The sequence below is a fragment of the Tardiphaga sp. OK245 genome (assembly GCF_900108575.1).
Taxonomy (GTDB): domain Bacteria; phylum Pseudomonadota; class Alphaproteobacteria; order Rhizobiales; family Xanthobacteraceae; genus Tardiphaga; species Tardiphaga robiniae.
The window spans coordinates 390,147-413,673 of sequence record NZ_FNWZ01000001.1 but is presented as its reverse complement, the minus strand read 5'-3'; the positions used below and the strand labels follow the sequence as shown (position 1 = coordinate 413,673).

The 23,527-nt window shown below is 61.8% G+C and carries 31 protein-coding genes; 14 read left to right on the top strand and 17 right to left on the bottom strand.

From position 1 onward, the window contains the following. Positions 1-975, bottom strand: coding sequence for an SH3 domain-containing protein (locus BLW80_RS01880; RefSeq protein ID WP_244527909.1), 975 nt, complete (start codon positions 973-975; stop codon positions 1-3). Positions 976-1,372: 397 nt separating this feature from the next. On the opposite strand from BLW80_RS01880, the gene BLW80_RS01875 reads away from it, so the two are divergent. Continuing rightward, positions 1,373-2,074 carry an Ig-like domain-containing protein gene (locus BLW80_RS01875; RefSeq protein ID WP_244527907.1) on the top strand — a complete coding sequence of 234 codons (702 nt, stop codon included), beginning with the start codon at positions 1,373-1,375 and terminating at the stop codon, positions 2,072-2,074. Here the strand turns inward: BLW80_RS01875 and BLW80_RS01870 are convergent. The 4 genes from BLW80_RS01870 to BLW80_RS01855 all read right to left on the bottom strand — a co-directional run bounded on the left by BLW80_RS01870 (position 2,071) and on the right by BLW80_RS01855 (position 5,321). Next, a complete protein-coding gene (locus BLW80_RS01870) occupies positions 2,071-2,643 on the bottom strand; it encodes an inner membrane-spanning protein YciB (protein WP_093756608.1) in 573 nt (190 codons plus the stop codon). The two genes, BLW80_RS01875 and BLW80_RS01870, sit on opposite strands and share 4 nt — an antisense overlap. A gap of 56 nt (positions 2,644-2,699) precedes the next feature. Then, complete coding sequence (locus BLW80_RS01865; RefSeq protein ID WP_093756607.1) at positions 2,700-3,275, bottom strand: hypothetical protein; 576 nt, start codon at positions 3,273-3,275, stop codon at positions 2,700-2,702. 90 nt (positions 3,276-3,365) lie between these two features. Further along, a complete protein-coding gene (locus BLW80_RS01860) occupies positions 3,366-3,689 on the bottom strand; it encodes a hypothetical protein (protein WP_093756606.1) in 324 nt (107 codons plus the stop codon). A 228-nt stretch (positions 3,690-3,917) separates the two neighbouring features. After that, on the bottom strand, positions 3,918-5,321 hold the full coding sequence (locus BLW80_RS01855; RefSeq protein ID WP_093756605.1) for a carotenoid oxygenase family protein: 1,404 nt from the start codon (positions 5,319-5,321) through the stop codon (positions 3,918-3,920). 103 nt (positions 5,322-5,424) lie between these two features. On the opposite strand from BLW80_RS01855, the gene BLW80_RS01850 reads away from it, so the two are divergent. Then, complete coding sequence (locus BLW80_RS01850) at positions 5,425-6,165, top strand: TetR/AcrR family transcriptional regulator (protein WP_502688579.1); 741 nt, start codon at positions 5,425-5,427, stop codon at positions 6,163-6,165. A gap of 51 nt (positions 6,166-6,216) precedes the next feature. Here BLW80_RS01850 and BLW80_RS01845 read toward each other — a convergent pair whose 3' ends face one another. The 3 genes from BLW80_RS01845 to BLW80_RS01835 form a co-directional block, all read right to left on the bottom strand. Beyond that, positions 6,217-6,798 carry an amino acid synthesis family protein gene (locus BLW80_RS01845; RefSeq protein ID WP_093756604.1) on the bottom strand — a complete coding sequence of 194 codons (582 nt, stop codon included), beginning with the start codon at positions 6,796-6,798 and terminating at the stop codon, positions 6,217-6,219. Between the two features lie 50 nt (positions 6,799-6,848). Then, positions 6,849-7,709, bottom strand: coding sequence for a fumarylacetoacetate hydrolase family protein (locus BLW80_RS01840; RefSeq protein ID WP_093756603.1), 861 nt, complete (start codon positions 7,707-7,709; stop codon positions 6,849-6,851). A gap of 162 nt (positions 7,710-7,871) precedes the next feature. Further along, positions 7,872-8,720 (bottom strand): GntR family transcriptional regulator, encoded by an 849-nt coding sequence (locus tag BLW80_RS01835; protein WP_374725711.1) that lies wholly within the window; start codon positions 8,718-8,720, stop codon positions 7,872-7,874. Between BLW80_RS01835 and BLW80_RS01830 the strand changes: the two genes are divergently transcribed. From BLW80_RS01830 to BLW80_RS01820, 3 genes are all read left to right on the top strand, one after another. Beyond that, a complete protein-coding gene (locus tag BLW80_RS01830; RefSeq protein WP_093756602.1) occupies positions 8,700-9,692 on the top strand; it encodes a zinc-dependent alcohol dehydrogenase family protein in 993 nt (330 codons plus the stop codon). The genes BLW80_RS01835 and BLW80_RS01830 overlap by 21 nt on opposite strands. 40 nt (positions 9,693-9,732) lie before the next feature. Continuing rightward, positions 9,733-10,632: a VOC family protein gene (locus BLW80_RS01825; RefSeq protein ID WP_093756601.1), complete on the top strand. Its 900-nt coding sequence runs from the start codon at positions 9,733-9,735 to the stop codon at positions 10,630-10,632. A gap of 85 nt (positions 10,633-10,717) precedes the next feature. Further along, positions 10,718-11,719: a tripartite tricarboxylate transporter substrate binding protein gene (locus BLW80_RS01820; protein ID WP_093757298.1), complete on the top strand. Its 1,002-nt coding sequence runs from the start codon at positions 10,718-10,720 to the stop codon at positions 11,717-11,719. 20 nt (positions 11,720-11,739) lie between these two features. Here the strand turns inward: BLW80_RS01820 and BLW80_RS01815 are convergent, their stop codons facing one another. Beyond that, positions 11,740-12,375 (bottom strand): hypothetical protein, encoded by a 636-nt coding sequence (locus BLW80_RS01815; RefSeq protein WP_093756600.1) that lies wholly within the window; start codon positions 12,373-12,375, stop codon positions 11,740-11,742. Positions 12,376-12,523: 148 nt separating this feature from the next. Here BLW80_RS01815 and BLW80_RS01810 point away from each other — a divergent pair, with 148 nt between their 5' ends. Then, positions 12,524-13,222 carry an SET domain-containing protein gene (locus tag BLW80_RS01810; RefSeq protein ID WP_093756599.1) on the top strand — a complete coding sequence of 233 codons (699 nt, stop codon included), beginning with the start codon at positions 12,524-12,526 and terminating at the stop codon, positions 13,220-13,222. Here BLW80_RS01810 and BLW80_RS01805 read toward each other — a convergent pair. Continuing rightward, the gene (locus BLW80_RS01805) at positions 13,219-13,617 is read right to left on the bottom strand and encodes a hypothetical protein (RefSeq protein WP_093756598.1); all 399 of its coding nucleotides are present in this window, start codon (positions 13,615-13,617) and stop codon (positions 13,219-13,221) included. The two genes, BLW80_RS01810 and BLW80_RS01805, sit on opposite strands and share 4 nt — an antisense overlap. Before the next feature lie 116 nt (positions 13,618-13,733). On the opposite strand from BLW80_RS01805, the gene BLW80_RS01800 reads away from it, so the two are divergent. Both BLW80_RS01800 and BLW80_RS01795 read left to right on the top strand, forming a co-directional pair. Continuing rightward, positions 13,734-14,540: a helix-turn-helix domain-containing protein gene (locus BLW80_RS01800; RefSeq protein ID WP_093756597.1), complete on the top strand. Its 807-nt coding sequence runs from the start codon at positions 13,734-13,736 to the stop codon at positions 14,538-14,540. A gap of 63 nt (positions 14,541-14,603) precedes the next feature. Then, on the top strand, positions 14,604-15,269 hold the full coding sequence (locus tag BLW80_RS01795) for a DsbA family oxidoreductase (RefSeq protein WP_093756596.1): 666 nt from the start codon (positions 14,604-14,606) through the stop codon (positions 15,267-15,269). A 10-nt stretch (positions 15,270-15,279) separates the two neighbouring features. Here the strand turns inward: BLW80_RS01795 and BLW80_RS01790 are convergent, their stop codons facing one another. Next, entirely contained in the window at positions 15,280-16,224 is a 945-nt protein-coding gene (locus BLW80_RS01790) for a JmjC domain-containing protein (protein ID WP_093756595.1), read from the bottom strand. Positions 16,225-16,240: 16 nt separating this feature from the next. Further along, positions 16,241-17,452 (bottom strand): GNAT family N-acetyltransferase, encoded by a 1,212-nt coding sequence (locus BLW80_RS01785; protein WP_502688587.1) that lies wholly within the window; start codon positions 17,450-17,452, stop codon positions 16,241-16,243. A 314-nt stretch (positions 17,453-17,766) separates the two neighbouring features. On the opposite strand from BLW80_RS01785, the gene BLW80_RS01780 reads away from it, so the two are divergent. Then, positions 17,767-18,003, top strand: a complete 237-nt coding sequence (locus BLW80_RS01780; RefSeq protein ID WP_093757296.1) for a hypothetical protein — start codon at positions 17,767-17,769, stop codon at positions 18,001-18,003. A 174-nt stretch (positions 18,004-18,177) separates the two neighbouring features. After that, positions 18,178-19,578: a caspase family protein gene (locus tag BLW80_RS01775; RefSeq protein WP_093756594.1), complete on the top strand. Its 1,401-nt coding sequence runs from the start codon at positions 18,178-18,180 to the stop codon at positions 19,576-19,578. A gap of 8 nt (positions 19,579-19,586) precedes the next feature. Here BLW80_RS01775 and BLW80_RS01770 read toward each other — a convergent pair whose 3' ends face one another. Beyond that, entirely contained in the window at positions 19,587-19,850 is a 264-nt protein-coding gene (locus tag BLW80_RS01770) for a PilZ domain-containing protein (RefSeq protein ID WP_244527905.1), read from the bottom strand. 204 nt (positions 19,851-20,054) lie between these two features. On the opposite strand from BLW80_RS01770, the gene BLW80_RS01765 reads away from it, so the two are divergent. Further along, positions 20,055-20,348, top strand: coding sequence for an HdeA/HdeB family chaperone (locus tag BLW80_RS01765; protein WP_414716866.1), 294 nt, complete (start codon positions 20,055-20,057; stop codon positions 20,346-20,348). Between the two features lie 146 nt (positions 20,349-20,494). Then, positions 20,495-20,776 (top strand): hypothetical protein, encoded by a 282-nt coding sequence (locus BLW80_RS01760; RefSeq protein WP_093756593.1) that lies wholly within the window; start codon positions 20,495-20,497, stop codon positions 20,774-20,776. An 88-nt stretch (positions 20,777-20,864) separates the two neighbouring features. Here BLW80_RS01760 and BLW80_RS01755 read toward each other — a convergent pair whose 3' ends face one another. Then, on the bottom strand, positions 20,865-21,074 hold the full coding sequence (locus BLW80_RS01755; RefSeq protein ID WP_089265143.1) for a DUF6894 family protein: 210 nt from the start codon (positions 21,072-21,074) through the stop codon (positions 20,865-20,867). A 294-nt stretch (positions 21,075-21,368) separates the two neighbouring features. Here BLW80_RS01755 and BLW80_RS01750 point away from each other — a divergent pair, with 294 nt between their 5' ends. Further along, the gene (locus BLW80_RS01750; protein ID WP_093756592.1) at positions 21,369-21,686 is read left to right on the top strand and encodes a hypothetical protein; all 318 of its coding nucleotides are present in this window, start codon (positions 21,369-21,371) and stop codon (positions 21,684-21,686) included. Positions 21,687-21,789: 103 nt separating this feature from the next. After that, positions 21,790-22,227 carry an acyl-CoA thioesterase gene (locus BLW80_RS01745; protein ID WP_093757294.1) on the top strand — a complete coding sequence of 146 codons (438 nt, stop codon included), beginning with the start codon at positions 21,790-21,792 and terminating at the stop codon, positions 22,225-22,227. Positions 22,228-22,267: 40 nt separating this feature from the next. Here the strand turns inward: BLW80_RS01745 and BLW80_RS01740 are convergent, their stop codons facing one another. The 3 genes from BLW80_RS01740 to BLW80_RS01730 all read right to left on the bottom strand — a co-directional run bounded on the left by BLW80_RS01740 (position 22,268) and on the right by BLW80_RS01730 (position 23,446). Next, positions 22,268-22,495 carry a hypothetical protein gene (locus BLW80_RS01740; RefSeq protein ID WP_093756591.1) on the bottom strand — a complete coding sequence of 76 codons (228 nt, stop codon included), beginning with the start codon at positions 22,493-22,495 and terminating at the stop codon, positions 22,268-22,270. A gap of 164 nt (positions 22,496-22,659) precedes the next feature. Then, positions 22,660-22,959, bottom strand: a complete 300-nt coding sequence (locus BLW80_RS01735; protein WP_093756590.1) for a hypothetical protein — start codon at positions 22,957-22,959, stop codon at positions 22,660-22,662. A 73-nt stretch (positions 22,960-23,032) separates the two neighbouring features. Beyond that, positions 23,033-23,446, bottom strand: a complete 414-nt coding sequence (locus BLW80_RS01730; protein WP_093756589.1) for a hypothetical protein — start codon at positions 23,444-23,446, stop codon at positions 23,033-23,035. Positions 23,447-23,527: the final 81 nt, after the last annotated feature.

The following is a 23,527-nucleotide window of genomic DNA, read 5'->3' as shown; positions in this document are numbered from 1 at the left end:
TCAGCTGCAATTCGTCACCTGGCTTGAGCACAGCCGTCGCCACCAGCCGCGGACGCCGTCGTGGCTTTCCACCAGCGCCCAGAAGCCGCTGCAGGCGAGAACGCGCTTGGGGCCACCGTCGGCGCTGATCTCGCTGCCACCTTCGCCTTTGGCCGGCGTCCACTGCGCGTCCACATGCGGCGCCTGGAACAGTCCGCCCATCCGCGTGTCGCCATTGGCATACTGCGCGCCGACCTTGCTGGCCGCGATCCAGCCGCGGCCGCCATAGGGCTTTGGATGATTGCGCGGATAGCTGCTCTCGTCCTCATATCCCTTGCCGGGCGGCGTTGCGCCTTCGATCAGGAACCAGCCATCCTTGAAGCCGATGATGGAAAATTCCGTCAGCCAGCCTCCATCAGGCACGTTCTCACCTTTGCTCTTGAATTTGTAGGGCGGCGGCAGAGTGCCGAGCACCTTGGTCTTCGTCGATGGCCCGGCGCGCACGTTCAATCCGTTGGGATCGCGCTCGGTTGACCAGCCATGGATATCGCAGGGAACGGCGCCATCCGGCAGCGTGCCGCGCGTCTTCAGCAATTCGGCGTGGAGTTGGCGATATTCCGCATCGTCATGCGCAGTGCTCAGTACACGCGGGATGTTGCTGTTCAGCGCGACGTCACGCGGGCGCAGCTCGGCTGACAGGGTGGTCAGCTTGCCGTCGCTGCGCGCGAGTTTTGCGACCAGCATCTCACCGGCATCGAATGCGCTTGCCGCTGTCTTGGGATCGTTAGCACCGGCTGGATAGGTCGCGACATATCCGACCGGCGCTTGCGGATCGGACATGTCGACATGAAACGCCTGACCGGCCACGCGGTCCGGCGGCACGAAAGCACGGGCGCTTGTAAACCATGCCGGTGTCTCCGGCGGCGGCGTCACGGGTTGCGCAAAGGCGGTGCCGGCGGTGATGAGGCCGGCGATCAGGATGGCGATTCGGGTCATGGTTTTGTGTCGCGGCACCAGCGATTTGGTTCGACAAAACGCGACTCAGGCTTGCAGCAACCCCGCTGAATTCCGGCCTCGGCGCGGGACTCGATTCTCCGGTGACTCGCAAGGATGCGGAGGAAAAAGAAAAGCGGTGACGACTCAGGCGGCGCTGTTCCAATAGCGATCAGACTGCAGATGAATTCGAGGCCGCGCCATGTTGGATGCTCTGAAGCTGAATGCGACGGTGGTGACGTTGTTGGCCGCAGCCAGTGCCGTCAACGGGATCATGTTTTATCAGTATCTGTGACGAATTGTTCACATCGGCATGCGGCCTCTCCGCATCCGGTTTTGCGTTGAACCTTTTCGCCGGCCGCGCGCCTCATCCCAGGGGTGGCAAACCGGAGTGTAACAGGTGAACAATTTTCATCTGGTCGTCGTCACTGCAGTTATGCTCGCAAGTCCGGCCGCGGCCCGCGCCCAATCCATCATTCACTCCGAACTGACCCGGACCACGCTGGCATCATCCATCGATGTAGCCGGCCGCACGACACTGACGGCGTCCGTGACCAGTGAACGCGGTGGGGGCGTCCCGGGCGGCATCGTCCGCTTTGTCGATGAGACGACGCTCATGGTGCTTGGCTGGGTCGATGTGGCCCATCCGTCGCTGGTGGTCCAGCGACTGCCGCCGGGTCCGCATCGCTTCCGTGCGGATTATATGGGGACGTCCAACTATCTGCCTGTCGTGGTGCAGCCGAGTCAATCCGCGGTGGTGGAGGAAACCATACGCGTCATGCCGGCGGTGGCGCTGTCGTCGTCCGAGAATCCTTGTCCGTCTGGAGCGGTGGTCACGTTGACGGCCGCGATTGCCGGCGGTGTTGGCATTCCGAAAGGTGCCGTCACCTTTCGCGATGGCGAGCAGGTTCTTGCGACCCATGTCGGCCTCGACCGCGCCGGCACGGCGTCGTTCACCACCTCGGCGCTGGCGGATGGCACGCGCTGGATCACGGCTGAATATGAGGGCGACACGGTTCATGCGCCCGCGGCATCGCCGCCGCTGACGGTGGATGTCGGAGTAGCCCGTTTGCGAAGCTCGCTGTTGCGTACGAGCGACTAGGTGCCCATCTGCGGCGACGTCGCTGCTGCTGCGCGCAGCTTGCGGCCGACGACCACCCGGAACACGACATACTGGATCGCGAAGGCCAGCACCTTGGCGCCGATGGCCACGACCGACACATAGAACGCCCACAGTTTCATATCGCCGGTCATGGCCACAGCGATGACACCGGCGCCAAGCGCGAACATCAGCGCGGCCCAGGCATAGCCCGCAGCGGTCACATATTCAGGGATCGTCTCGCTGACGATGGGTGGCAGGTAGCGCAGCATCCAGCCCTTGCGCAGCATGATCGCGCCGATGGCGAAATGCCCGATGCTGGGCTTGGCCAGCACGAAGCGCGGATCCTTGGTCAGCAGCGTCGCGCCGCCGAGGACGACAACCAGCGCGAGACTGGCATAGGTCATTACGTCGAGCCTCGAGCCCTTGACGCGGGCATAGACGAACTGTGCGACGGCACCCGCAATCGCCACGCAGGTTGCCAGCAGGACGTCACCGGTGACGAGGTAGAGCACCAGGAAGACGATGGTGGAGAAGAAATCCTGGCCAAGTTTGGCGAATACGTCCTTCATCGCAGTGCTCCCAATGCAGTCGAGATGGTCAGGCGTCGATTTGCAGGCGAAGTGGATCAGGGCTTCAGCGGTTCAGCCGGTTTCACTGCACCATATTTCGCGCGACGATACTGTGGGTACCATTTGGTGAAGGCAACGGCAGAGTTGCGAGCGGCAAAAGCCACCGCAAAGCCGATCCATAGCGGCAGCGAGGGCATGTAAATGATCAACATATCCGCCACCAGCATCAGCACAAATGCGCCGGCCCAGGCCCAGGTGAGGATGTAGTTCGCCTTCATGAAGCCGGGCAGCTTCGAGGTTTCGGCGTCGACCATCTCGCGGGCATATTGCAGCGTGAAGGGCAGCCGGATCGCCAGCGACAGCAGCACGATTGAGAGCAGGCCGACATCGACGGCGAGGCGGACGGCCACCGCGCTCCAATTGCCGTCGACCAGCGTGATGTAGCAGCCGAGCGCGCTGAAAATCAGCACCGAGCCTGCTGCAAGCATCTTCAGCGAGCCGCCGCGGATCACGTCCCAGACCACGATGCCGAGCGACAGCGCGGCTGCGGCGAAGAGGCTGATCGCGACCGATGACACCATCATCAGTATGGCGAAAGCACCGAACGGGGCGATGATGAGAAAGGAAGCCATGGCGTTTCCAGTTCGGGCTATCTTGACGTTGTGAAGGTGCGTTGCAGGCTCGCTTACGAGGTCGTCGCGTCGCTGCGCAGCAGCCTGCGATCATATGTCTTGTTGTGAGAGCGGGCAGACATTGCCGACCGGCGTGAAAACGTCATGAGAAGCCGTGGCGGCCGCGCCGGATGGTTCGATGCCGACGAGCGTGGTCCCGGTCACAACCAGCACGAGGGCCAGGCTGCCCCAGCTTGCTGTCCGGGTCATCATGTCCGGCCTGCGATATGCGGTTCGTGCGAGAACGAACTGCGTAGCCGCGCTTGCGACAGCGACGGCAGTTGCGATCAGCACGTCTCCTGCGACCGCAAAGGTCGTGAAAAAGGCGATGGTGGAAAGGAAGCCGATAGCCAGCTTGGCGAGGACGTTGATCATGGCGTGGTTCCGCGCGCTTGTTGTCGAATGAGTACTTTTTGTCGTTGTGCTTCAGGAAGCGGTGGCAACCGTGCCGATCATGAGAAAGGACGCACGCTGTTTTCCCGTCGCTCCATCTTTACGTTGTCAAGATTTCTTCTAGGCCTTGCCCGCGGGCTCGTCAACAAAAATCTTTACACTGTCAAAATTATGTGAGGCGAGATCTTTAACTGTCATTGGATCAATGGTTTAAAAGGAATCAACCCAGTTGCCGTGAAAGCCTGCTGGTACCCGGTGACCGAGCTGGACAAGAGCGATCGGCCCCGCGGCGACATCGGTGGCGTTGAACACGGCCAGATCGCTGCGGTTCTGCCGGGCGCGCCACACCACCGCAAGCAGCCAGCCGTCGCCTTCGGCTGCATCCTTGCCGCGCGCGACGAAGACCGGCTCGGAGATGCTGTCGCCGAGTGGCAGCATGTATTGGCCGAGCCTGACGCCGTCACGCCAGACATGTGTGATCCCGGAAAAGGCCTTGCTGGCACCCGGTGCCGGGTCATCGCAGGCGTACCAGCCTTGCGTGCTGACGAGGCCGGAGCGGCGCTCGTCGATGCGCGGGAATTCGCCGGTGACGTCGTCGAGATAGGTGCGGGTGAAGCGATCGGTATTGGCTGACAGATCGAAGATCCAGCGACAAAGTCGCGCATTGGATTTCGCAGGATCTGTCGGCGAGCCGACGGGATGCGAGAACAGCGGCGCCTCCTCGGATTGCATCACATCGGCAATGATACGGTCGCCTTCCTCCCACGCATTCATCACATGGAAGACGTAGCAGGCCTCGGCGCGAAACCACTTGATATCATCCGCGCTGCCGCCGCGCTTCATCACGCCGACATAAGAGCCCTTGTCCGGCTCCCAGGCATAGGGCGGGCGACCCGATCTCGCACGATCCATGCTGCCGGTAATGGGCAGGATCGGAAACAGCAGATGGTTCTCGGTGACGATGAAGTCATGCACCATGCTGGCATAGGGCGCATCGAAACGTTCGAAACGCGTCACGATACCCGATGAATCGATTGCGCCGAACGAGATCGTCGGACTGAAGATTCCCCGGGCATTATAGCCGAAGAAATTCATCTCTCCGGTAACGGGATCGATCTTCGGATGCGCGGTGAATGGTCCGCCGATGCGCCCGCCATAGTTCTGATAGCCGAGCGTCTTCAGCGTGCCCGGTTCGATCTCGGTTGGCGCATGGCCTTCCTCCAGCGCGAGCAGGCGGCCGGCGTGAAAGACGATGTTGGTATTGGCCGCGCCTGAGTCATTGCCAAGCGAAGCGGGGGCATCGGGGATTTTCTGGCCGAAGCCGCGATAGAGCGCGCGGCCGGCATCGTGCTCGGCGAGAAATTTCGGCGTGTGGATCCAGCGATTGCGATAGCTCGCGCGGCCGTTCTCGATGTGAAAGGCATGCAGCATGCCGTCACCGACAAACCAGTGCGAGCCTTTGGTTTCGAATTGAGGATTGGGGCCGTTGCGGTAGAGCGTGCCGTTGAGCTCACGTGGCAATTCGCCGACGACTGTCAGGAATGGCGCGTCGCACTCCATCGGGATCGGCGCAAGATTGTCATGAGCAGCCTCGATCGGGTCCAGCAGCGCCATCGTCGTCTCCCATGCTGTTATCTTTACGTTGTCTAGATTGCTAGATGTGAGCGATCGGCCCGTCAAGCAAAATCTTTACAGTGTAAAAATGACGACCTATAACATGACCATGACGAAGCAGACCAAGATCGCGAAACCGCGCGCCGTGCCGCAAGACCGCCGCAAGAAGGTCGCAGGAAATTCGCAAGCCAAGGGCGCGGCCAAAAAAAACGCGAGTGCCGAATCTCCCTATCATCACGGGGACTTGCATGGCGCGCTGCTGAAAGCCGCGGAGATCGTGCTAGAGCGCGATGGACTATCTGGCCTGACGCTGCGCGCCGTCGCCCGCGAAGCCGGGGTCTCGCACGCCGCACCGACTCATCACTTCGGCGACCTCACCGGCCTTGTCAGCGAACTGGCCGCCATCGGCTTCCGCAACTTCAACGCCACAATGACTGCGGCTGGTGCGAGCGGCACGACGCCGCTCGAAAGCGCGCTCGCCCGTGCCAAGGCGTATCTGGCTTATGCGCGTGCACAGCCCGGCATGTATCAACTGATGTTCCGCACCGAGCGGCTCGACATGACCCGGCCGAATCTGCGCGAGGCAGCCAATGCATCCTTCGCCGGTCTTGCCAGTGTGGTCGGCGCACATCATCCGGGCAACGTCGCCACCGATGCGCTGACCATCGAGCAGGCCGCGCAGATCGCGCGGACATGGTCGCTGGTGCATGGTTTCACCATGCTGACCCTCGATGGCCGGCTCACAGACATCTTGCGCCGCTTGCCTGATGGCACCGACGCAGAGAAATTGTTCGTCGAGATGCTGAAGATCACCGTCGCCAGGGCGATGGAGACGCCGAAGTAGCGAAACTCTTTGCGAAGCGCCGGCGTCGCGTGCAGGTGCTGTTTGCGGTAGCTATCGCTGCCCGTCATGCACCGAAATATCGGACGCGGCCAGCCCGCCAATACGCGCATGCGGTCTTCCACCGGTGGCCATCACCAGGCCGAAGGCGATCTCATCGCGACGCGGGCCATCCCAGACAGTCATTTCAGCAGTGCTGAAATGACTACGGACATAGGCCGCTTCGATATGGCCCAGCGGCACCATTAGCCGTGTACCGATGCCGCCAACGGTCTTCGCGGCCGGCACGATGGCCTTGGGCTGGCCGAGAACCTCGCGCATCGCCCAGCCGCCGGCCTCGTGCCATACGGCCGCGTGCTCAAGCTCGCCGTCGTCGCCCACGATCATGCCCTTGCCGTAAGCTTCGATGCGTTCCTTGCCGCCGAGCGCCTGAACGAGCTCGGCCGCAAGTGTGCGTCCAAGTTCGCGTAGTTCGGCCTGGAAGGCCATCAGGTCCGGCTCGTATCGACCAGCAAAAGGATTGCGGATAATCGCCAGTGCCGTGCCGACGCGAAGCGGTTGTGCCAGGCGCGGCCCGCGTTCGTGCCAGATCGTCTCGACGGAAATCTGGGTCTTGCGAATGTCATAGGATGTCATGGCTGACCCTGTCCGTGTTTTGCGAGCGTTGTAAGGGAGCCGTCGGCCGACTACTCGTCGATAACCGGATTGCTGAGGATGCCGAGTTTCTCGATCTCGACTTCGACGACGTCGCCGGCCTTCAGAAAGATTGGAGGCTTGCGCGTAAAGCCGACGCCGGCAGGCGTTCCCGTTGCAATGACGTCACCCGGGACGAGGTCGAAGATCTCCGACGCGTAGTTGATCAGCCGGGGAATCGAGAAGATCAAAAAGGATGTGTCCGAGGATTGGACGACGTCACCATTCACGCGGGTTTCGAGCTTGAGCTTGGTGGGATCGCTGACTTCATCGGTCGTCACCAGCCACGGGCCGAACGGTCCGGTGCCGACGAAATTCTTGCCGGCCGCGATCTGCTGTGCGTGTCGCTGATAATCGCGGACGCTGACATCGTTATAAATCGAATAGCCCGCGATGTGATCCATGGCTTCGCTCTCGGGAATGTGTCGGCCGCCCTTTCCGATCACGACGGCGAGTTCACCTTCCCAGTCCAGGTGCGTGGAGACTTTCGGCCGGATCACCGGCTGGTTATGGCCAACCTGTGAGCGCCAGACCCGCAGAAAGATCGGCGGGAATTCGGTGATCTGACGGTCCATGCCATGAGCCACCGCTTCCTTGTGGTGGTCGAGATAGTTGCGCACCGCGCAAACGATCTTTTCGGGGCGGGGGATCACTGGCAGGTAGCTGATGTCCGAGAGCTTCAGGTCCGGCTTGTGTCCGGCAACGATCTGGTCGCGCTTGGCGAAGTCGGGGCTGGCGATGAAATCGGCGAGCGTCGGATAGTGCGGGAGCGCCTTGCCGAGATCGACGATCGCGTTGTTGACGACGGCTCCCCAGCTCTCGCGCTGCTGATGACTGAAAGACAAGAGCTTCATGATGAGGCCTTTCTGCTTAATCCCGGATATCGAAATTTCGTAAGTTTATTATATTTTCGAAAATAAAGCCTGACAAGGGGGCTGGCGGCGCCTGCGGCGACTTTCCACGTGGGATGTTGGGCCCGCCGTCTGTTTCTTCGCCGACTAGCCGGCGATCCCGTCTTAGGATTCAGTCAGCAGATGAGACGCGTATTTCACGACATTGTCAGAGGTGCTGCGGATGTGCCGGTCGATCAGGGATGTGGCCAGTGCCGTGTCGCGGGCGATCGCGGCCTGCATGATGGCGCGATGCTCACCGACCTTGTCGCGTGGTTGCGGGCGAAACATGGCGGACAGGTTTCGATAGCGTTCGGCGCGCTCGAACAGCGAAGCCCGAATGCCGAACAATGTCGGGGAGCGCCCGCACGACACCAGCGCCTCGTGAAACTGGCGGTGGGCGATCTGCCATTCCGGGTTCTCGACGTGATTACCGGGAAGCCTTTCCTCAATGCGTCCCAGCCTGTGCAGGGTCGACATAACCGCTATTTCCCAGTCATCTTCGCCATTTACGATGGAGCGGCTGAGCAGTTCGATCTCGATCAGGATCCGGGTCTGGGTGATGTCGATCAGGTCGTCGCTCGTAACGGGCGCCACGCGAAAGCCGCGCTGCTCCTCGGCAACGACCAAGCCGTCCGCCGTCAGCGACGTCAGCGCCTCGCGCAGGGTCGTGAAGCTTGCGCCGAAAGCGAGCTTCAAGGCATCGAATTTTAGCGGTTCGCCAGGCTTGAGCCGGCAAGCGACGATATCCTGACGCAGTCGGTGCGTGATATCGACTGCGAGTGTTTTGCCGAATTCTTTGCGCGATTTGACGGCCGAAGCAGTCATGGAATGGACCTCAGATTCCGCCGGCTGATGGCGCCGGCTGGTTGCAGAATGCCGGCGCATGACCGCTATTGCAATAATTTTCGTAATAGGACATATTTTCGAAAATAAGTTCTGCAGGGTGGATTCATGAAGGCTGTGCTGGTTCATCGTCCCGGTGGTCCCGACGCGCTCGATTATGTCGATGTCGCCATTCCGGCTCCGGGCCCGAAAGAGGTGCAGATCAAGGCGGAGGCCTTTGGCGTCGGCCAGCCGGACGCCTTGATCCGGCGCGGCGTTTACAAGTGGATGCCGCCACTACCGGCCAATCCGGGGAATGATGTCGCCGGGCGCATCTCCGCGGTCGGTCACGGCGTTGTCGGCATCTCGGTTGGGCAGAAGGTTTTGCTGAGCGCCCGCGATCTGTCACAGCGCGGCGGCTGTTACGCCGAATATGTGGTGGCGCCGGCCGATGCCATTCATCTGTTGCCTGATGCCGTCGATCTTCAGGACGCCGTCTGTCTTGCCAACTATCAAGTGGCCTGGGCGCTGCTGCATGAATGCGGTGGGCGTAATCCGGCAGGCAGTGTGCTTGTGATTGGTGCTGCTGGCGGTGTCGGCACGTCGATCGTGCAACTGGCGAAGCTCGCCAACATGACTGTGATCGGTACGGTGAGCACGACGGAAAAAGCCCAATTCGCTAAATCCAACGGTGCGGATCACGTTATTTTCTATCGTGACGAAGACGTCGTCGCGCGGACGCGCGAATTGACCGGGGGGAGCGGCGTCGGCCTCGTGCTCGACCATGTTTGCGGTCCCGAATTCGTCTCCTATCTTGGCGTGCTCGGCAAATGGGGAACGCTGGTTTCCTACAACGCCTTCGCCGGCCTTCCCGAAGAAAACCTGATGGGAGAGATGCGAAAGTATCTCGACGTCTGTCCGGCCGTGCGCTGCTTCTCCTTTCACATCTACGACCATGACCGCGATGCGCGCCGCGCCATCATGGGGCAATTGATCTCGCTGCTCGGGCGCGGGGAGATCAAGCCCGCTATCTCCGCACGGCTGAAATTATCCGAGGTCCGGCAGGCGCACACGCTGCTGGAGTCCGGAGGCGCACTCGGCAAGATCATCATGACCCCGTAGGCGAACGGCTATAGGTCTGGAACGAGATACGGAGGACCACATGATCAAGGTAAAACGCCTCAGGCATGTGACGTTCGTTACGCCTGATATCGACAGGCAGATCGACTACTATCAAACGGTGGTCGGACTCGGCGTGGTGACGCGTGACGCCAGTCACGCATCGCTGGCCACCGACTCGGACGAACTCGCCGTCGTCCTGCAGCGTGGCGATCAGGCGGCCTGTCGGCGATTGACCTTCGAAGTGGCACCCGATCTGGATTTCGCCGACCTGGTGGCTACACTGTCGCGCGCTGGAATTGCGGCTGAGATCCAGTCCGATCCGCTTCCTGGCGTGTCCCGTTCGGTGCTGTTCCGCGACTTCGAGGAAATGGAGATCGAGCTGCTTGCGGGGCCGACATTCGCTGTCGCGGAGCAGCCTGTCGGCGGCATTGCAGCCGACCGCCTCGGCCATATCGCGCTCTACACGCAAGACCCGCTGAAGGCGTCGAAATTTTATGGTGACGTGCTGAATTTCCGGGTGTCGGACTGGATCGAGGACGCCTTCGTCTTCATGCGGTGTGGTGTCGATCATCACTCCGTCAATTTCGCGCGCGGCCCGGGTCGGCGATTGCATCATGCGGCGTTCGAGCTCCGTGATGCCTCGCACATGCATCGCGCCTGCGACCTGCTCGGGCGGAAGAAGATGCAGATCCTGTGGGGACCGGTGCGTCATGGCCCGGGTCACAATGTCGCGATCTATCACCGCGACCCCGATGGCCATCTCATCGAACTGTTCTTCGATCTCGATCAGATGATCGATGAAGATCTCGGCTATTTCGAACCACGCCCATGGCACCGGGATCGTCCGCAGCGCCCCAAGGTCTGGGTAGGTCTCCCCCGAGATATCTGGGGGCCGGCTCCATCGCCGGAGCTCGCGGAGTTCAAACGCAAGGCGACATGACATCGCTGCCGACAAAGTCGCCGCCATGAAGCGACAGATCGGCACCTCGGCGATCAGCGCTGAAGAAATAAAAGGGGAGGAAATAATGAGCCAGCTGTCGAAATCTATTCGGGGCAAAGTTCTCGCATGCCTCGCGGTGTCTGTATTTATAGTCTCATCGATCGACGTGCCTGGCGCCTCAGCGCAAGCCTACCCAAATCGTGTCATTCGGATCGTACACGGTTTCGCATCGGGTGGCGCGGCGGACACGCTCTCCCGCGTTGTTGCCGACGGGCTGGCGAAACAGCTCAATGAGACCGTCATCGTCGAAGCGAAGCCTGGCGCAGGCGGCAACCTCGCATCGGACGCGGTCGCCAAGGCTGCGCCTGACGGATACACGCTCGGCCTTGTAACCGGAGGCCATGCGATTTCGGCGGGACTTTACAAGTCGCTGTCCTATCAACCCGTCGATAGTTTCGAGATGATCTCCACGATCGTCTATTATGCGCTCGTCGTCGCGACCCGTAGCGACTATGAAGCAAAGACGCTGGGAGAGCTCATCGCGCTTGCAAAGGCCAAGCCGGGATCGTTGAGCTTCGGATCGGTCGGCTTCGGCAGCACGCATCACCTTGCTGGCGAATTGTTGAAAGCAGCAGCCGGCATCGACGTGTTGCACGTGCCCTACCGCGGCGACTCTCAGGCGATTACGGCGTTGCTCGCGGGCGATGTGCCCCTGATCGTTGGCACCAGCGTGCTTGTTGCGCCACAGATCGAGAGTGGTGCGGTGCGTGGCCTCGCCGTCACATCATCGACCCGGAGTGCTTTGCTGCCGAATGTTCCATCGGCCGGCGAGGCAGGTCTGAAGGGGTTCGATGTCAGGACGTGGGCCGGGCTGTTGGCGCCGAAGGGCACTCCGCCGGGGATCATCGCCCAACTCAACGCAGCCGTTCTGAAGTCTCTGGCCGACCCGGGGATCAGGGCGCGGCTGGAAGCGGCGATCGGTGGCGAGGTGCGGGGAAGCACGCCGCCGGAAATGCGTGAATTGGTCACGTCGGAAATCGCGCGATGGACGGCGGTGATCGACGCGGCGAAAATACCGAAGCTTTGACCGCGCGATCGATTTGACCCCTACCGGGCCAGGCCCGGGATATTGCGCGATGCCATCGCCAGTGCCGTAGCCCGGCCGCCGATGCCGATCACGCTGACCTTGTCCGTCTTGCAATCGAAGCCGCGGGCGAGTTCGTCAGCGGCTTTGCGGGCCAGCTCGTTGGCCTCCGGATTGGCCGTCACGTCGATATAGGCGACATGGCACACGGCGCCCGGCGGCAACCGCGTGACCACCAGCATCTGTTTGGATTTTGGCCGGCCATTTTTCTCGGGATCATCGTTATCGGCGATGTGCCAGCGCTGGATCATGGCGAATGGTTTGCCGGCGATGGTGCGCCATTCGATGGTATTGGTCGTCGAATTGAACGGGCCGAAGCCCTGCGACGCTGCGGGCTCGCTGTTGGCGGCCGCAGCCGTGGTGCCGGCCGAAATGGTTTCGCGGAGATCATCTTCGTTCTTGAACACGACGAGGCCTGCGGGGCCCTTGCAGACCTGTTCTCGCGCATAGTCGTCGCCATCGATCTTGAAGTTGGAGACGCCGCGGCAATCCCTGTCGGCCACGGAGCTGTAGAGGCTGCCGATATTGTCGGCTGCGGCGAGCGACGTGGCGCCAAGCAGGATCGTTAGGGCGGCGGCGAGGGCGGGCAGGCGGGGCATTCAAGGGCATCCAGCACGGGAAAGGTGCTGCTTTGACGCTCACAAGCTGGGGAAGGTTCAACGGAAGCGGCTGACAGGGCTGGTTGAATCGCGCTAGACAGCTTGGTCAGCCTTCATTTCGTCTCCAGCAGCGTCAGTTCCTCATCCCATGCCCGCCTCGACCTCCGCCAAGCCATATCGCATCGGCCGTTCCAAAACCGGTCTCGGTCTTTTCGCCACCCAGCCGATCAAGAAGGGCGTCAAGATCGTCCAATACTTCGGGCCCCTGTTGGATTCGAAGAACGAGAAGCACGACGCGATCGAGAACAAGTATCTGTTCCAGATCAGCAAGCGCTGGACCGTCGATGGTTCGATCCGCAAGAACATTGCGCGCTATATCAACCACGCCTGCAAGCCGAACGCCGAGTCCGACGTCAATGCGGCGAAGAAGAAGATCATCATCCGCTCGATCAAGAAGATCGAGCCGGGCGAAGAGATCAACTACGATTACGGCACGGAGTATTTCAAGGAATACCTGAAGCCGATCGGCTGCAAATGCGATTCCTGCGAGAAGAAGCGGAAGAAGAAGCGCGCCGAGGCACGTGCCGAGAAGCTCAAGGCCAAGGAGAAGGCCGAGCGTAAGGCGCTGAAGAAGGAAGAAAAGGCGAAGGCCAAGAGGGCTAAAGATAAGGCCAAGAAGGCCAAGTCTTCGGGCAAAGCGGCTTCGGGCAAAGCCAAAACGACCAAGGCCGCCGCGAAGAAGACCTCCGCAGCGACCAAGGACAAGTCTGTTAAGGCCAAGTCAACTAACAGGTCGGCCAAGGCCAGCAAGGCAAAGGCCGGCAATGCCAGGAGCAAGGCGGTTTAAGCCGCCTGTGCCGCTGCGCTCCGGCGCAGCCCGATATATTGCAGCTCCGCAAACACACCGACTGCGATTGCCTGCGCGGCCACGAAAATCTGGCCGAGCAGGTTCGGCGTCACCGCGCCCGAGAACAGCAGGCCGATGCTGCCCAGAGTCCACAGGGCGTTGCCGACGATGATCACCAGCACCAGCAGCTTCGGCATGGTCGCGCGGGTGCCGAGCCAGCCGACCAGCGCCGCATAGGCGATCAGAAACAGGCCGGATTCCAGCAGCAGCGCTTCAGGCAGATGCAGCAGCGGTGCCAGCACGCCCGCGGCAAAGGTCAGCAGCAGCGCCATGGCGCCGCTGACGGCGGCGTCGATCTGGATGGCGCGGCGGAGCAGGAGAGAGGGATTGATCATGGTCGTTGTCCTTCGGTTGGTCGTTGTGGATGTCCCGAAGATGCCGGCGCCGCGGAGCCAAATCGATTACCTGTGAGGTCATGGAAGCTGCGAAATTCGCATGCTAGCTTTTTGCCATGAGCACACAGCTAGCAACATCCCGGCCCGCCGGGATCGGCCATCATTTGCGCGAATGGCGGCAGCGCCGCCGCCTGAGCCAGCTCGATCTGGCCGGCGATGCCGAGATTTCCACGCGTCATCTGAGTTTCCTGGAGACCGGCCGCGCCTCGCCGTCGCGCGAGATGGTGTTGCGGCTGGCCGAACGGCTCGACGTGCCGCTGCGCGAGCGCAATGTCTTGCTGGTGGCTGCCGGCTTCGCACCGGCCTTTCCGCAGCGGGCGCTGGACGATCCCGCGCTGAATTCAGCGCGACAGGCCATTGACCTCGTGCTGAAGGCCCATGAGCCCAATCCGGCGCTGGCGGTCGATCGGCACTGGAATCTGGTCGCGGCCAACCGAATGGTGATGCCGCTACTGGAAGGCATCGCGCCGCGCTTGCTCGGGCAGCCCTTCAACGTGCTCCGGCTGAGCTTTCATCCGGAGGCGTTGGCCCCGCGCACCGTCAATCTTGGTGAATGGTGCGCGCATCTGCTGGAGCGGCTGCACCGGCAATGCGAGGCGACCGCCGATCCGGAATTGCTCAAACTGTATCAGGAATTGAAGACCTATCCGGTGCCGGCGCGGTCGGCGCCGATCGCGGCTGACAGCGTCGTGGTGCCGTTCCGGATGAGGCTGGGCGACGATGTGCTGAGCTTCATGTCGACGACCATGACCTTCGGTACGCCGCTGGATATCACCCTGTCGGAAATCGCCATCGAGACGTTCTTTCCGGCGGATGATGTCACGGCGAACAGGCTCCGGGAGATCGCTTCAAACGGGAACTAACGGCCTTGTCCGCGATGTCCACGACGCCTATTTGTGGGCGGAACAAATACAGGGAGCCCGCCCATGAGCACCATCAAGCCGCTTCAGATCGATATCGTCTCCGACGTCGTGTGCCCGTGGTGCTATATCGGCAAACGCCGCATCGAGAATGCGCTGGCGCTGGTCCCCGACGTGCCGGTGCATGTCAATTGGCGGCCGTTCTTCCTCAATCCGTGGATCCCGCGCGAGGGCATTGATCGCTCGACCTATCTGGAGACCAAATTCGGTTCTGTCGAAGCCTACAAAGGCATCGCCGGCCGTGTCGTCGATGCGGCCGAGCAGGAGGGCCTGACCTACCGGCCGGACAGCGTGAAGCGCCAGCCGAACACCATCGATTGCCACCGGCTGATCCATTGGGCCGAAGCCTCCGGCAAGTCGGCCGAGGTCAAGCAGCGTCTGATGGAATTGTATTTCCGCGACGGCGGCGACCTCACCCAAAGCGAGACGCTGGTCCAGGCGGCGGCCGATGTCGGACTCGATGCGGACGATATCCGCAAGCGCCTCGCCACTGATGAGGACGTCGCGCTGATCTCAGGCAACGCCAAGGAAGCCGCCGACAAGGGCATTTCCGGCGTACCGACTTTCGTGTTCGCCGGCAAATATGCGGTGTCCGGTGCGCAGGATGCGGAGAAGCTCGCGCGCGCGATCCGTCAGGTCTCGGCGGAAGTGAACGCGGAGGCGGCCGAGTAAGGGCGCGCGCTTACGCGCCCTTCAGATAGTAATTCGCCTTCTTGCCGAGCGCGATGCGGCGCAGCAGTTTGCGAATGGCCAGTGAGCTACGCAGCGGTTTGATTGCCGTGGTGACGGTCCGGTAGAAGGCCAGCTTCAGCATATCCAGTACCGGCTGCTGGCCGGGCGGCTTCTGTGGGAAGCCGATGCCGCGCAGCATCGAATTGAAGAAGTGCAGGTCGTTGATGCGGCGCACTTCCTTGGTCTTCCAGGTGATTGCCATCGAGATCGAGAACGATCCGGCGGTGCGCACCCAATGCGGCCACTGATAGGGCACGTAGCAACCGTCGCCATCGAACATGTGAAACTCGACCGCGCGCGGTGCGAAACTGTCGTCGAATTTGAGGTTGCGGTGCTTGGTCATCGAACGCTCGATCTCGTCGTCGGAGACGATGGCGCGGTCTTTGTTGTCATAGATCGTGAAGAACTTCTCGCCGTGGATCTGGACGAAGAAGTTATCCTCGCTGTCGAGATGGAACGGCGTGGTCGAATTCGGCGACGACACGAACAGGAAGCCTTCGAGCTGTTCGAAGCCGGCATCGAGCAGGCTGTTGAAGCCGCGGGCGCGCGCCACCGACAGCAGCGTGTCTTCGAGCAGTTGACGATACTCGGGCGAGTTCTCGATCCGCTTCAGCACCATCCATGCACCAGCGGTCTCGATACGATTGACCACCTCAACGGGATCGAGATCCACCGACGGGATCGCGTCGGGGTCCTGGCTGATCGCGACCTTGCCCGAATTGTATTCGATGAGATCGCGCGGCAGTTCGGATGCGAGCTGCGCGATACGCGGCAGCGTCAGCAGCGGATGTCCGGCGAGCTTGTGCCTGATGGCGAACGGCTTCAGCGGAAAATCGTTCTTGAGCGATTGATTGGCGGCCGAGATCATCGGCGCGACGTCAGTAGCTGCGTTCATGGTTGAACCCCGATATCTAGCGGAGACGGTTGCGGAGGGAGCGGGCCACGCGTCGTAGCGGCTCGCGGATGGAGCGACGCAGCGTCAGCGCGCCGTGAATCAGTGAGACGAGCGGGTCGTGCTTGCGCAGCGGAATCAGCACGTCGCCGATGGCGAGGCGGCCGCGCCAGATCGGGTCGATCATCGGGTGACCGGCATTGGCCGTGGAGTCGGCACTTGCAATCACGGGATCGGCGCAGAGATGCCGCGTCACGTCGAGCGTGAGCTGCACACCAGGGGACAGTTTGGCGAAGCGCTCGTCGACGCCGAGCTTGAAATAGAAGGCACGATCGAGATGCCTGAGCAGCACACCGGAGGCGACCGGCGTGTCGCCGGCGCGAAGCGTGACGATCTCGCATTGGCCGTGTTCGGCGAGCGCCTTGGTGGCGCTGCGGATGAAGGCATTGTCGCCGGCATCCTGCATCAGGGCGGTGCCGCGTTTGCCTTTCCAGCCGCTCGCTTCCAGCGTCAGGAATGTGTCGATGGTCGCAGCGATCTCCGCCGGCGTGCGCGCAATGTGGAACGTCACCGCGCCATGCTCGGCGAGACGATTGCGCTGGCGGCGCAGTTCTTTCAGCTTCTTCGCGCCGAGCGCGTCGCGCAGCAGGTCATCGGCATCGCGCGTGGCATCGAGGTAGGCGCGGGCGTGCGATTGCAGGATACGCGGCGCCAGGTCCTGCATGGCGAGCGACTTGCGGATCGTCTGCATTGCGGCGCCGTCGAGCGAGACGTTCTCGAGGATCAGCGCATGCGCGCCAGCCTTGCGGGCCTGTTCCAGCAGGCGCGTGACGGCGTCTGGCGCCATGTCGCGATCGAGTAGCGGCGTCGAGAGGGTGCCATAGGGATCGGCACTCACCAGTGCCGGGAGCGGAATGCGATAGGCGCGCCGCGCGGTGATCACCGGCAGCAGCCCGATCAAGCGGGGCGTTCCGGTGTCGCTCGCCCAGGCGCTGAGCGCGGCGACATCGGTGCGGCCGCGCGCGGATGCATTGACGGCCAGTTCCCAGTCGGCGAGGTAATAGCCGTTCGGCTCGACGGCCTGCTGCGCGAGCGCGCGCCATGGCTCGGGCGCGATTGCTGCGAGCGGCGCAAGCGCATCGGGCGCAGACGCTGGGCGGTTCGCCGCGGTCATCCCGGCGCCCGTTGCTCTGCTGCCATGCATGCCGGCTGGGTTTGCAATGTCGACCACGTCCCCGATCCCCGTCGCAAGGAAGGCGGCGCAGGCCGCTTCTCCATTGCTGTCTGCGGAGACTAGGCGAAACATTCCAAGATCCGGTTTTTCCGGACATGAAATTTGACGGGAATGTGCAACCGATCGTTCACCAAACGGTCGCTGAAAAGCCTGTGTTTTCAGCGGATATAGGTCGGCCGGGGTGGCGGGTGCCGGAGTATTCGCTCGTTTCCAAGGACGGGCGGACCTGCGGTCGATGGTCGCGGCCTCGCCATGTTGGGGCTGGAAAATGGCCTGCACGTCAGGCTATCAAGGCGCCGGAGGGACGCATGATGAGAGCATTGGTATTGGCGATCGCGGCAGTGGCGCTTCTGGCTGCGCCGGCGACAGCGCAGATGGGCGGCAAGCGCGGCGGCGCCGATCATGCGCCTGGGCCCGAAAAGCCGAAAATCGACGAGAAGGCTTACAAGGCCGCCTTGGAGCGCGTTCCGACTCCGAAGGAAAAATACGATCCATGGGGCGGCGTCGCACCGGCTCCTACGCCTGCAACGGCAGCGAAGAAAAAGTAATCTTCAGACAGCGAACGCTCCGCGCGGTTCCCATGAACCGCGCTTGCGTTGACAGCGACCAAATTTGGCAGCGGCAGGCCGTCGCATTGTTGGCGTGCGGCCATCCTGATTTCAGTTGAATCAGGCGGGGAATTATCCGTCGCGCGAGCTGGCCCAGGCCGGGGAGACTGTTCGATGGTTCGTCCTGTCATTCGCAGCGCGATCGTTGCAGCCACGGTAATGCTCGGCTCGCAAGCCGCATGGGCGGAGAGTCGTCTGGCGCTGGTGATCGGGCAGTCCTCCTATCGGTCCATCGCGCCGCTCCCCAATCCGGTCAATGACGCCAAGGCCATGGCGCAGATGCTCGGCGATGCCGGCTTCGAGGTGCAGTCGGCCACGGACCTGTCGCAGACCGATCTGCGCGCCAGGATCGCCGGCTTCGCCGCCAATGTGTCCGCCAAGGGGCCCGACACGGTGGCGCTGGTGTTCTATGCCGGCCACGGTTTGCAGATCGACGGCGAGAACTATCTGGTGCCGGTCGATATCGATCCGAAGCGCGAAGCCGATATTCCACTGCAGGCGGTGCGCCTCAATGACATCCTGAACACGCTGACATCCGTGCCGAGCAAGAGCCGCATCATCCTGCTCGATGCCTGCCGCAACAATCCGTTTCCGGCTATCAGCAAGACCACCGGCCGCGGGCTCGCCCAGGTCGACGTGAAATTCGGCACGCCCGGCACGTTGCTGTCCTTCTCGACGTCGCCCGGCGCCGAAGCCGAAGACGGCAAGGACGGCAACAGCCCCTATACGACGGCGCTGCTGAAGGCGGGGCGCGAGCCGGGCCTGCCGATCGAGGATGCGTTCAAGCGCGTGCGACTGTCGGTCAATCAGGCCACCGAAGGTCGTCAGACGCCGTGGGAGAGCTCATCGCTGGTCAATGACTTTCGCTTCTTTGGCACTGATGCCGGCGCCAAGTCCGCCGTGACCAAGAAGACCGTCGATCAATGGCGCAAGGAGCTGCAGGGCAAGCCGGTGCAGGACGCCAACAATCTGATCGTCTCGGATGGGTCGGTGGAAGCCTATGAGGCCTTTGTCGGCCTCTATGCCGAGCCGCCGCTCGGCCCGCAGGCGAAAGAATGGCTCGACCGTCACTACAAGATGGTGGCGTGGAACAACGCCGTCATCACCAACACCGCGCCGTCCTATCGCGACTTCCTGGCGAAATATCCCGACAGCGATCTGACATCGACCGCGCAGAAGCTTGAGGAGCGCACGCGCAACAGGCCGGTGCCGGATGCGGTAGCGAACGCGCCGACCAATGTCGCATTGGCCGGACCGGGCCTGACATGCCCGTGCGGTGCGCCGCCCGCAGCAGCGCCTGCATCGAAGAAGGCCGAGAAAGCCACCGAGCCTGCGAAGAAGCGCGCCGACAAGCCATCGCCACCGCCGCGGCGCAGCCGTGAGATCGTCGAGGAAGAGGTCATTATCCGCCGTGCGCCGCCGGTCTATTACGAGCCGCTACCGCGCGTCTATTACGGCGGTGGAGGCTATGGCGGTTACGGCGGCGGCAACTATGGCGGCCGCGGGGGCTACTGACGGGGCGCCTACTCGAACGCCACGCCAAGCTGGCGGTCGTTATTCCAGACCGGACGGCAGCGGCGGATGAAGTGATCCGCCTCGATCACCAGCATGAAATTCGAGGGCAAGCCGAGCGGGCTCGCGATATCGACACGCGCGCCAGAGGCCGAGAGGTTGCGGACGGTGCAATCGATACCGCCGCCGCCAAAGGCCAGCGTGCCGCGCTTCAGAACCCGGTGTCGTGGAGCCGTTCGTTTCTCGATCATGGTCGCCGTCCGCATCGTCTGCATGCGCCATGTCTAGCACCGCGATCTTGCCGGCCGATAAAACCGATCGCAGAGATTCGGACCCGCCTGTTCATCCTTCGTGAAGTTCTGGAGGATCAGAATATTTCATAAAAATATCAAATCAAGGAAATGAGCTCCATGATACCGTCGGGCTGTTGAACGCTCGGGCCAGCCATTGGCCGGCGTCATTTTTCGGGGAAGGGGACCATGATGAAATTCGCCTGCGCGTTTCTGACTGCCGCTGCCATGTTCTCTGCCGCGCCCGCCCAGGCTGTCGTGCTCGATCTGTCCACCATGTCCTGCAAGCAATTCGTCGAATCCGGCCCCGACGAGATCAAGATGGTGCTGACCTGGATGGACGGCTGGTACAAGGGCGACTCGGACGATGCGATCATTGACACCGAGGTGTTCGTCGAGAACGCCAAGAAGTTCGGCACCTATTGCGCGGCGCACCCGACCATCAGCATCGTGACGGCCGCGGAGAAAGTGCTGGGCGACTAGGCTCCAGTCCCGGCCAGCGCCCGGGTTTCCCGGTTTCCGAAGGTTTCAACCTGCGTGAGGCACGACGGGGTGCCTTGCGTCAGGCGATTGGCGTGCCCGAATGGCCAGTGGTATAACGCCTCCGAAATTCACGGAGCTTTGGTGCCATGAAACGATCCAGCCAACTATTCAGCGTCGTCGCAGTGCTCGCGCTTTTGACCGGCCCGGCCGCCGCGCAGATGATGAACCTGATGCCGGAGGTGAAGTCCAAGTCGGCGGAGGAGAAGGAGCAGGACGCGATCACCGAGAAGGCGTATCGCGAGTCGCTGCGCAAGATTCCCGACACCAAAGCCGCGGCCGATCCATGGGGCAATGTGCGCAGCGATGCGCCGAAAGCCGTTGCACCCGCGAAACAGCCACGCACCAAGACCGGCAGCGCTGCGAATTGATCAGGCGATGACGTGGCATCGGCGGCTCGTGCCGCCGGGCGCGCAAATTGACTAAGCCTGCGCGCGGCCACTGACATATGCGCCTGTGTCAGTTGCTCCAGGACAGCGGCACTTCGAACAATCCGCCGCTGTCTTCATTCTCGACGACGATCGCGCCCCTCACGACGCCGAGGCTGCGCACCATCTCCGATGCGAGCTGACGTGCGTGCAGCATCGCTTCCTGATCGTCCTTGAAGCTCGTCCCTTCTTCGTCGAGGAACGTGTTTTCGGCGATAATATGAAAGAAATATCGAGGCACGGGAAACGACCACAGCTGGCGCGCGTGTAAATGGCTTGCAGCACCTGAGGTTGCTGTAAGACAATGATACCGCTAAACTAACTTGTTCCGTGCGTCGATAGAAATGTGCAAAATTTGCGGCAAATAAACGGTTTTTTTGCGCAGCCCGTCGCGTGCAGGAATCCGCTTTCGGAACCGTGATGCATCTCTGGGTTGTCATCGAAGGCGGCCGTTGTATCGGGCGCCATGATCGTTGCGGTATGATGGGATGAGATACGGGAGTCATCCGGCCGCGATTTCACATATGGGGCAATCATGTCGTCGGCCGATATCGTATTTGCGTGTGCTCTGGTCGTGATGATCGGGTGCAACCTCTATGGCGAGCCGCGGATTGCAGGTGAGCGCGTTGCGATGCAGTGGGGCTTCGACGGCAAGCCGACATGGGATGCGCCGAAGCGGATTGCACTGTGGGGCATGGTCGTTTTTATGCTGACGGTGCGCTTGATCATCTGGACGGCGACAACCTTCGCACCGGAGAAGGTTCATGGCGCCAATCTCGGACTCATGCTGGCGTCGGTAATCATCGCAGCGTCGCACATTTTCATTGTGCTGAAGGCCATCAAGCGGAGCTGAGTTGCGGCATGACGTCTCCCTGCGGCGGCTGGCTTCGCCGCGCAAGAGAGGCTAGGGGAGCATCAGGGCGGAGAACGAAGCCGCCGTCATGGGCGAGGGGCATATGTCACGCGACCGGTTCTGGTTCTTCCACCCGTTTCGGGTGCGCTATTCCGAGATCGACGGCCAGGGCGTCGTGTTCAACGCGCACTATCTCACTTACTTCGATACGACCATCACCGAATATTTTCGTGCGCTCGGCTATGACCAGTTTGCCGATGCCAAGGCGAGCGGCGTCGACTTTCACGTCGTCAAATCGGTGATCGAATACAAGGCGCCGATCCTGTTCGATCAGGAGCTGGACGTCGCCGCGCGCGTGGCGCGGATCGGCAACTCCAGTCTGGTGTTCGAACTCGGCATCTTCGCGCGCGCAGCCGGCGATCTGTTTGCCACCGGCGAGATCGTCTGGGTCAATACCGATCAGAAGACCCATCGTCCGGTACCGATCGCGCAGCCGATCCGCGACCTGATCGCCACGCGCGAAACGCATCTCGCGGGATAAGGCACAGGTGACATGGGCCGGTGCGCGGCGCCGGGCGACTCTAGACTGGCTCGTCCAGATCGTAGAAATGGGCGAGCCCCCGGCAGATCTCCATCAACCGGTCGCGAAAAGGCGTCTGTGCCGGATCCGAGTAACTGACGATGACGCGCCAGCTGTCATCCAGCGAATAGATGATCACGCTCATGTTCTTGGGCCATGGCCCGGCGATTGCGGCGGCTTCTCGAATGATCTTCTGAAGTTCGGCGGCGGTTTTCTTTGGCTTGGGCATCCACGCTCCCTGGCTAGAAGCGTTCTAAAGTGGTGGCAGGGAACTGTCCAGAGCGTGCCGGGCTCGCAATTTGTGTGACCCGACTTGCCTGTCTTGGGGTGACCCGGGCGTCCGGCGGGTTCAACCGCTGCACTGACCAAAAGAGGCCGCGCCCCGAGGCGGCCTTACCTTGGCAATGTTCCCAGATCGCTCGATGAAGGCCTGCCCAGGGCAACGAATGCTGCGACTGCCAGAAGGCAGATGGGCGCAATCAGACCGAGCAGGTATCCGGCAAGGCCGTGTCGAATGTAGATGCCCCAATAGTTGACGAGGCCGGGGTAACGGGAATCGGTGTTCGTATAGAAGACGACAAATTTTGCGGCGTTGGATATGTGCCCGTGTGACCACACGAGAAATGTAAATGCCAGCACGGTTGCGATCACGCAGAGTGCTGTTGCCACGACCATGCGCTGATTTCTGTTCATCGGATTTTACTCGCTGGCTTCACCCCCTGTTGTGCAGGAAAGCTGCATGAAGGTTCAAAGAAGGGGACTCGCCTCATGCACCGCTACGGGGGGCTTCGCTGCGTTTCAGGAGCCAGTCTGGGATCTGCAGCGTGATCCATGATCCGAGCACCGTGAGGATCGCCATGCCCGCGAACGAGATATAGAGCAGAGGATGTTGTGAGGATACGAGCGACCCGTTCAGGTGCAGGTGCGGGCCTATCATGTCCATGACCATGCCGACCAGGCTCGCCGCCACGAAGCCGCCGATGACCGCAGCGACAATACTCACAATCCATCCAAGCGGGCCGCGCTTCTTTGTCCAGGCCTCGTGAATTCCCACCGCCAGCATGGCGATAAACATGATCAGCATGATGGTCATCGGGCCACCCACGCTCGACCTGGGCATCGCGCCGCTGAGTTCGACGAGCAACAGGGCAGCGGCGGAGAGCAGTGCGATCGTCTTCACGGCGTGTGACCTTCCCATGTCGGATTGAACGCATAAGCGATGCGAACATCCTGTTGTGCGGGAAACGCGCAGGAAGGTTCA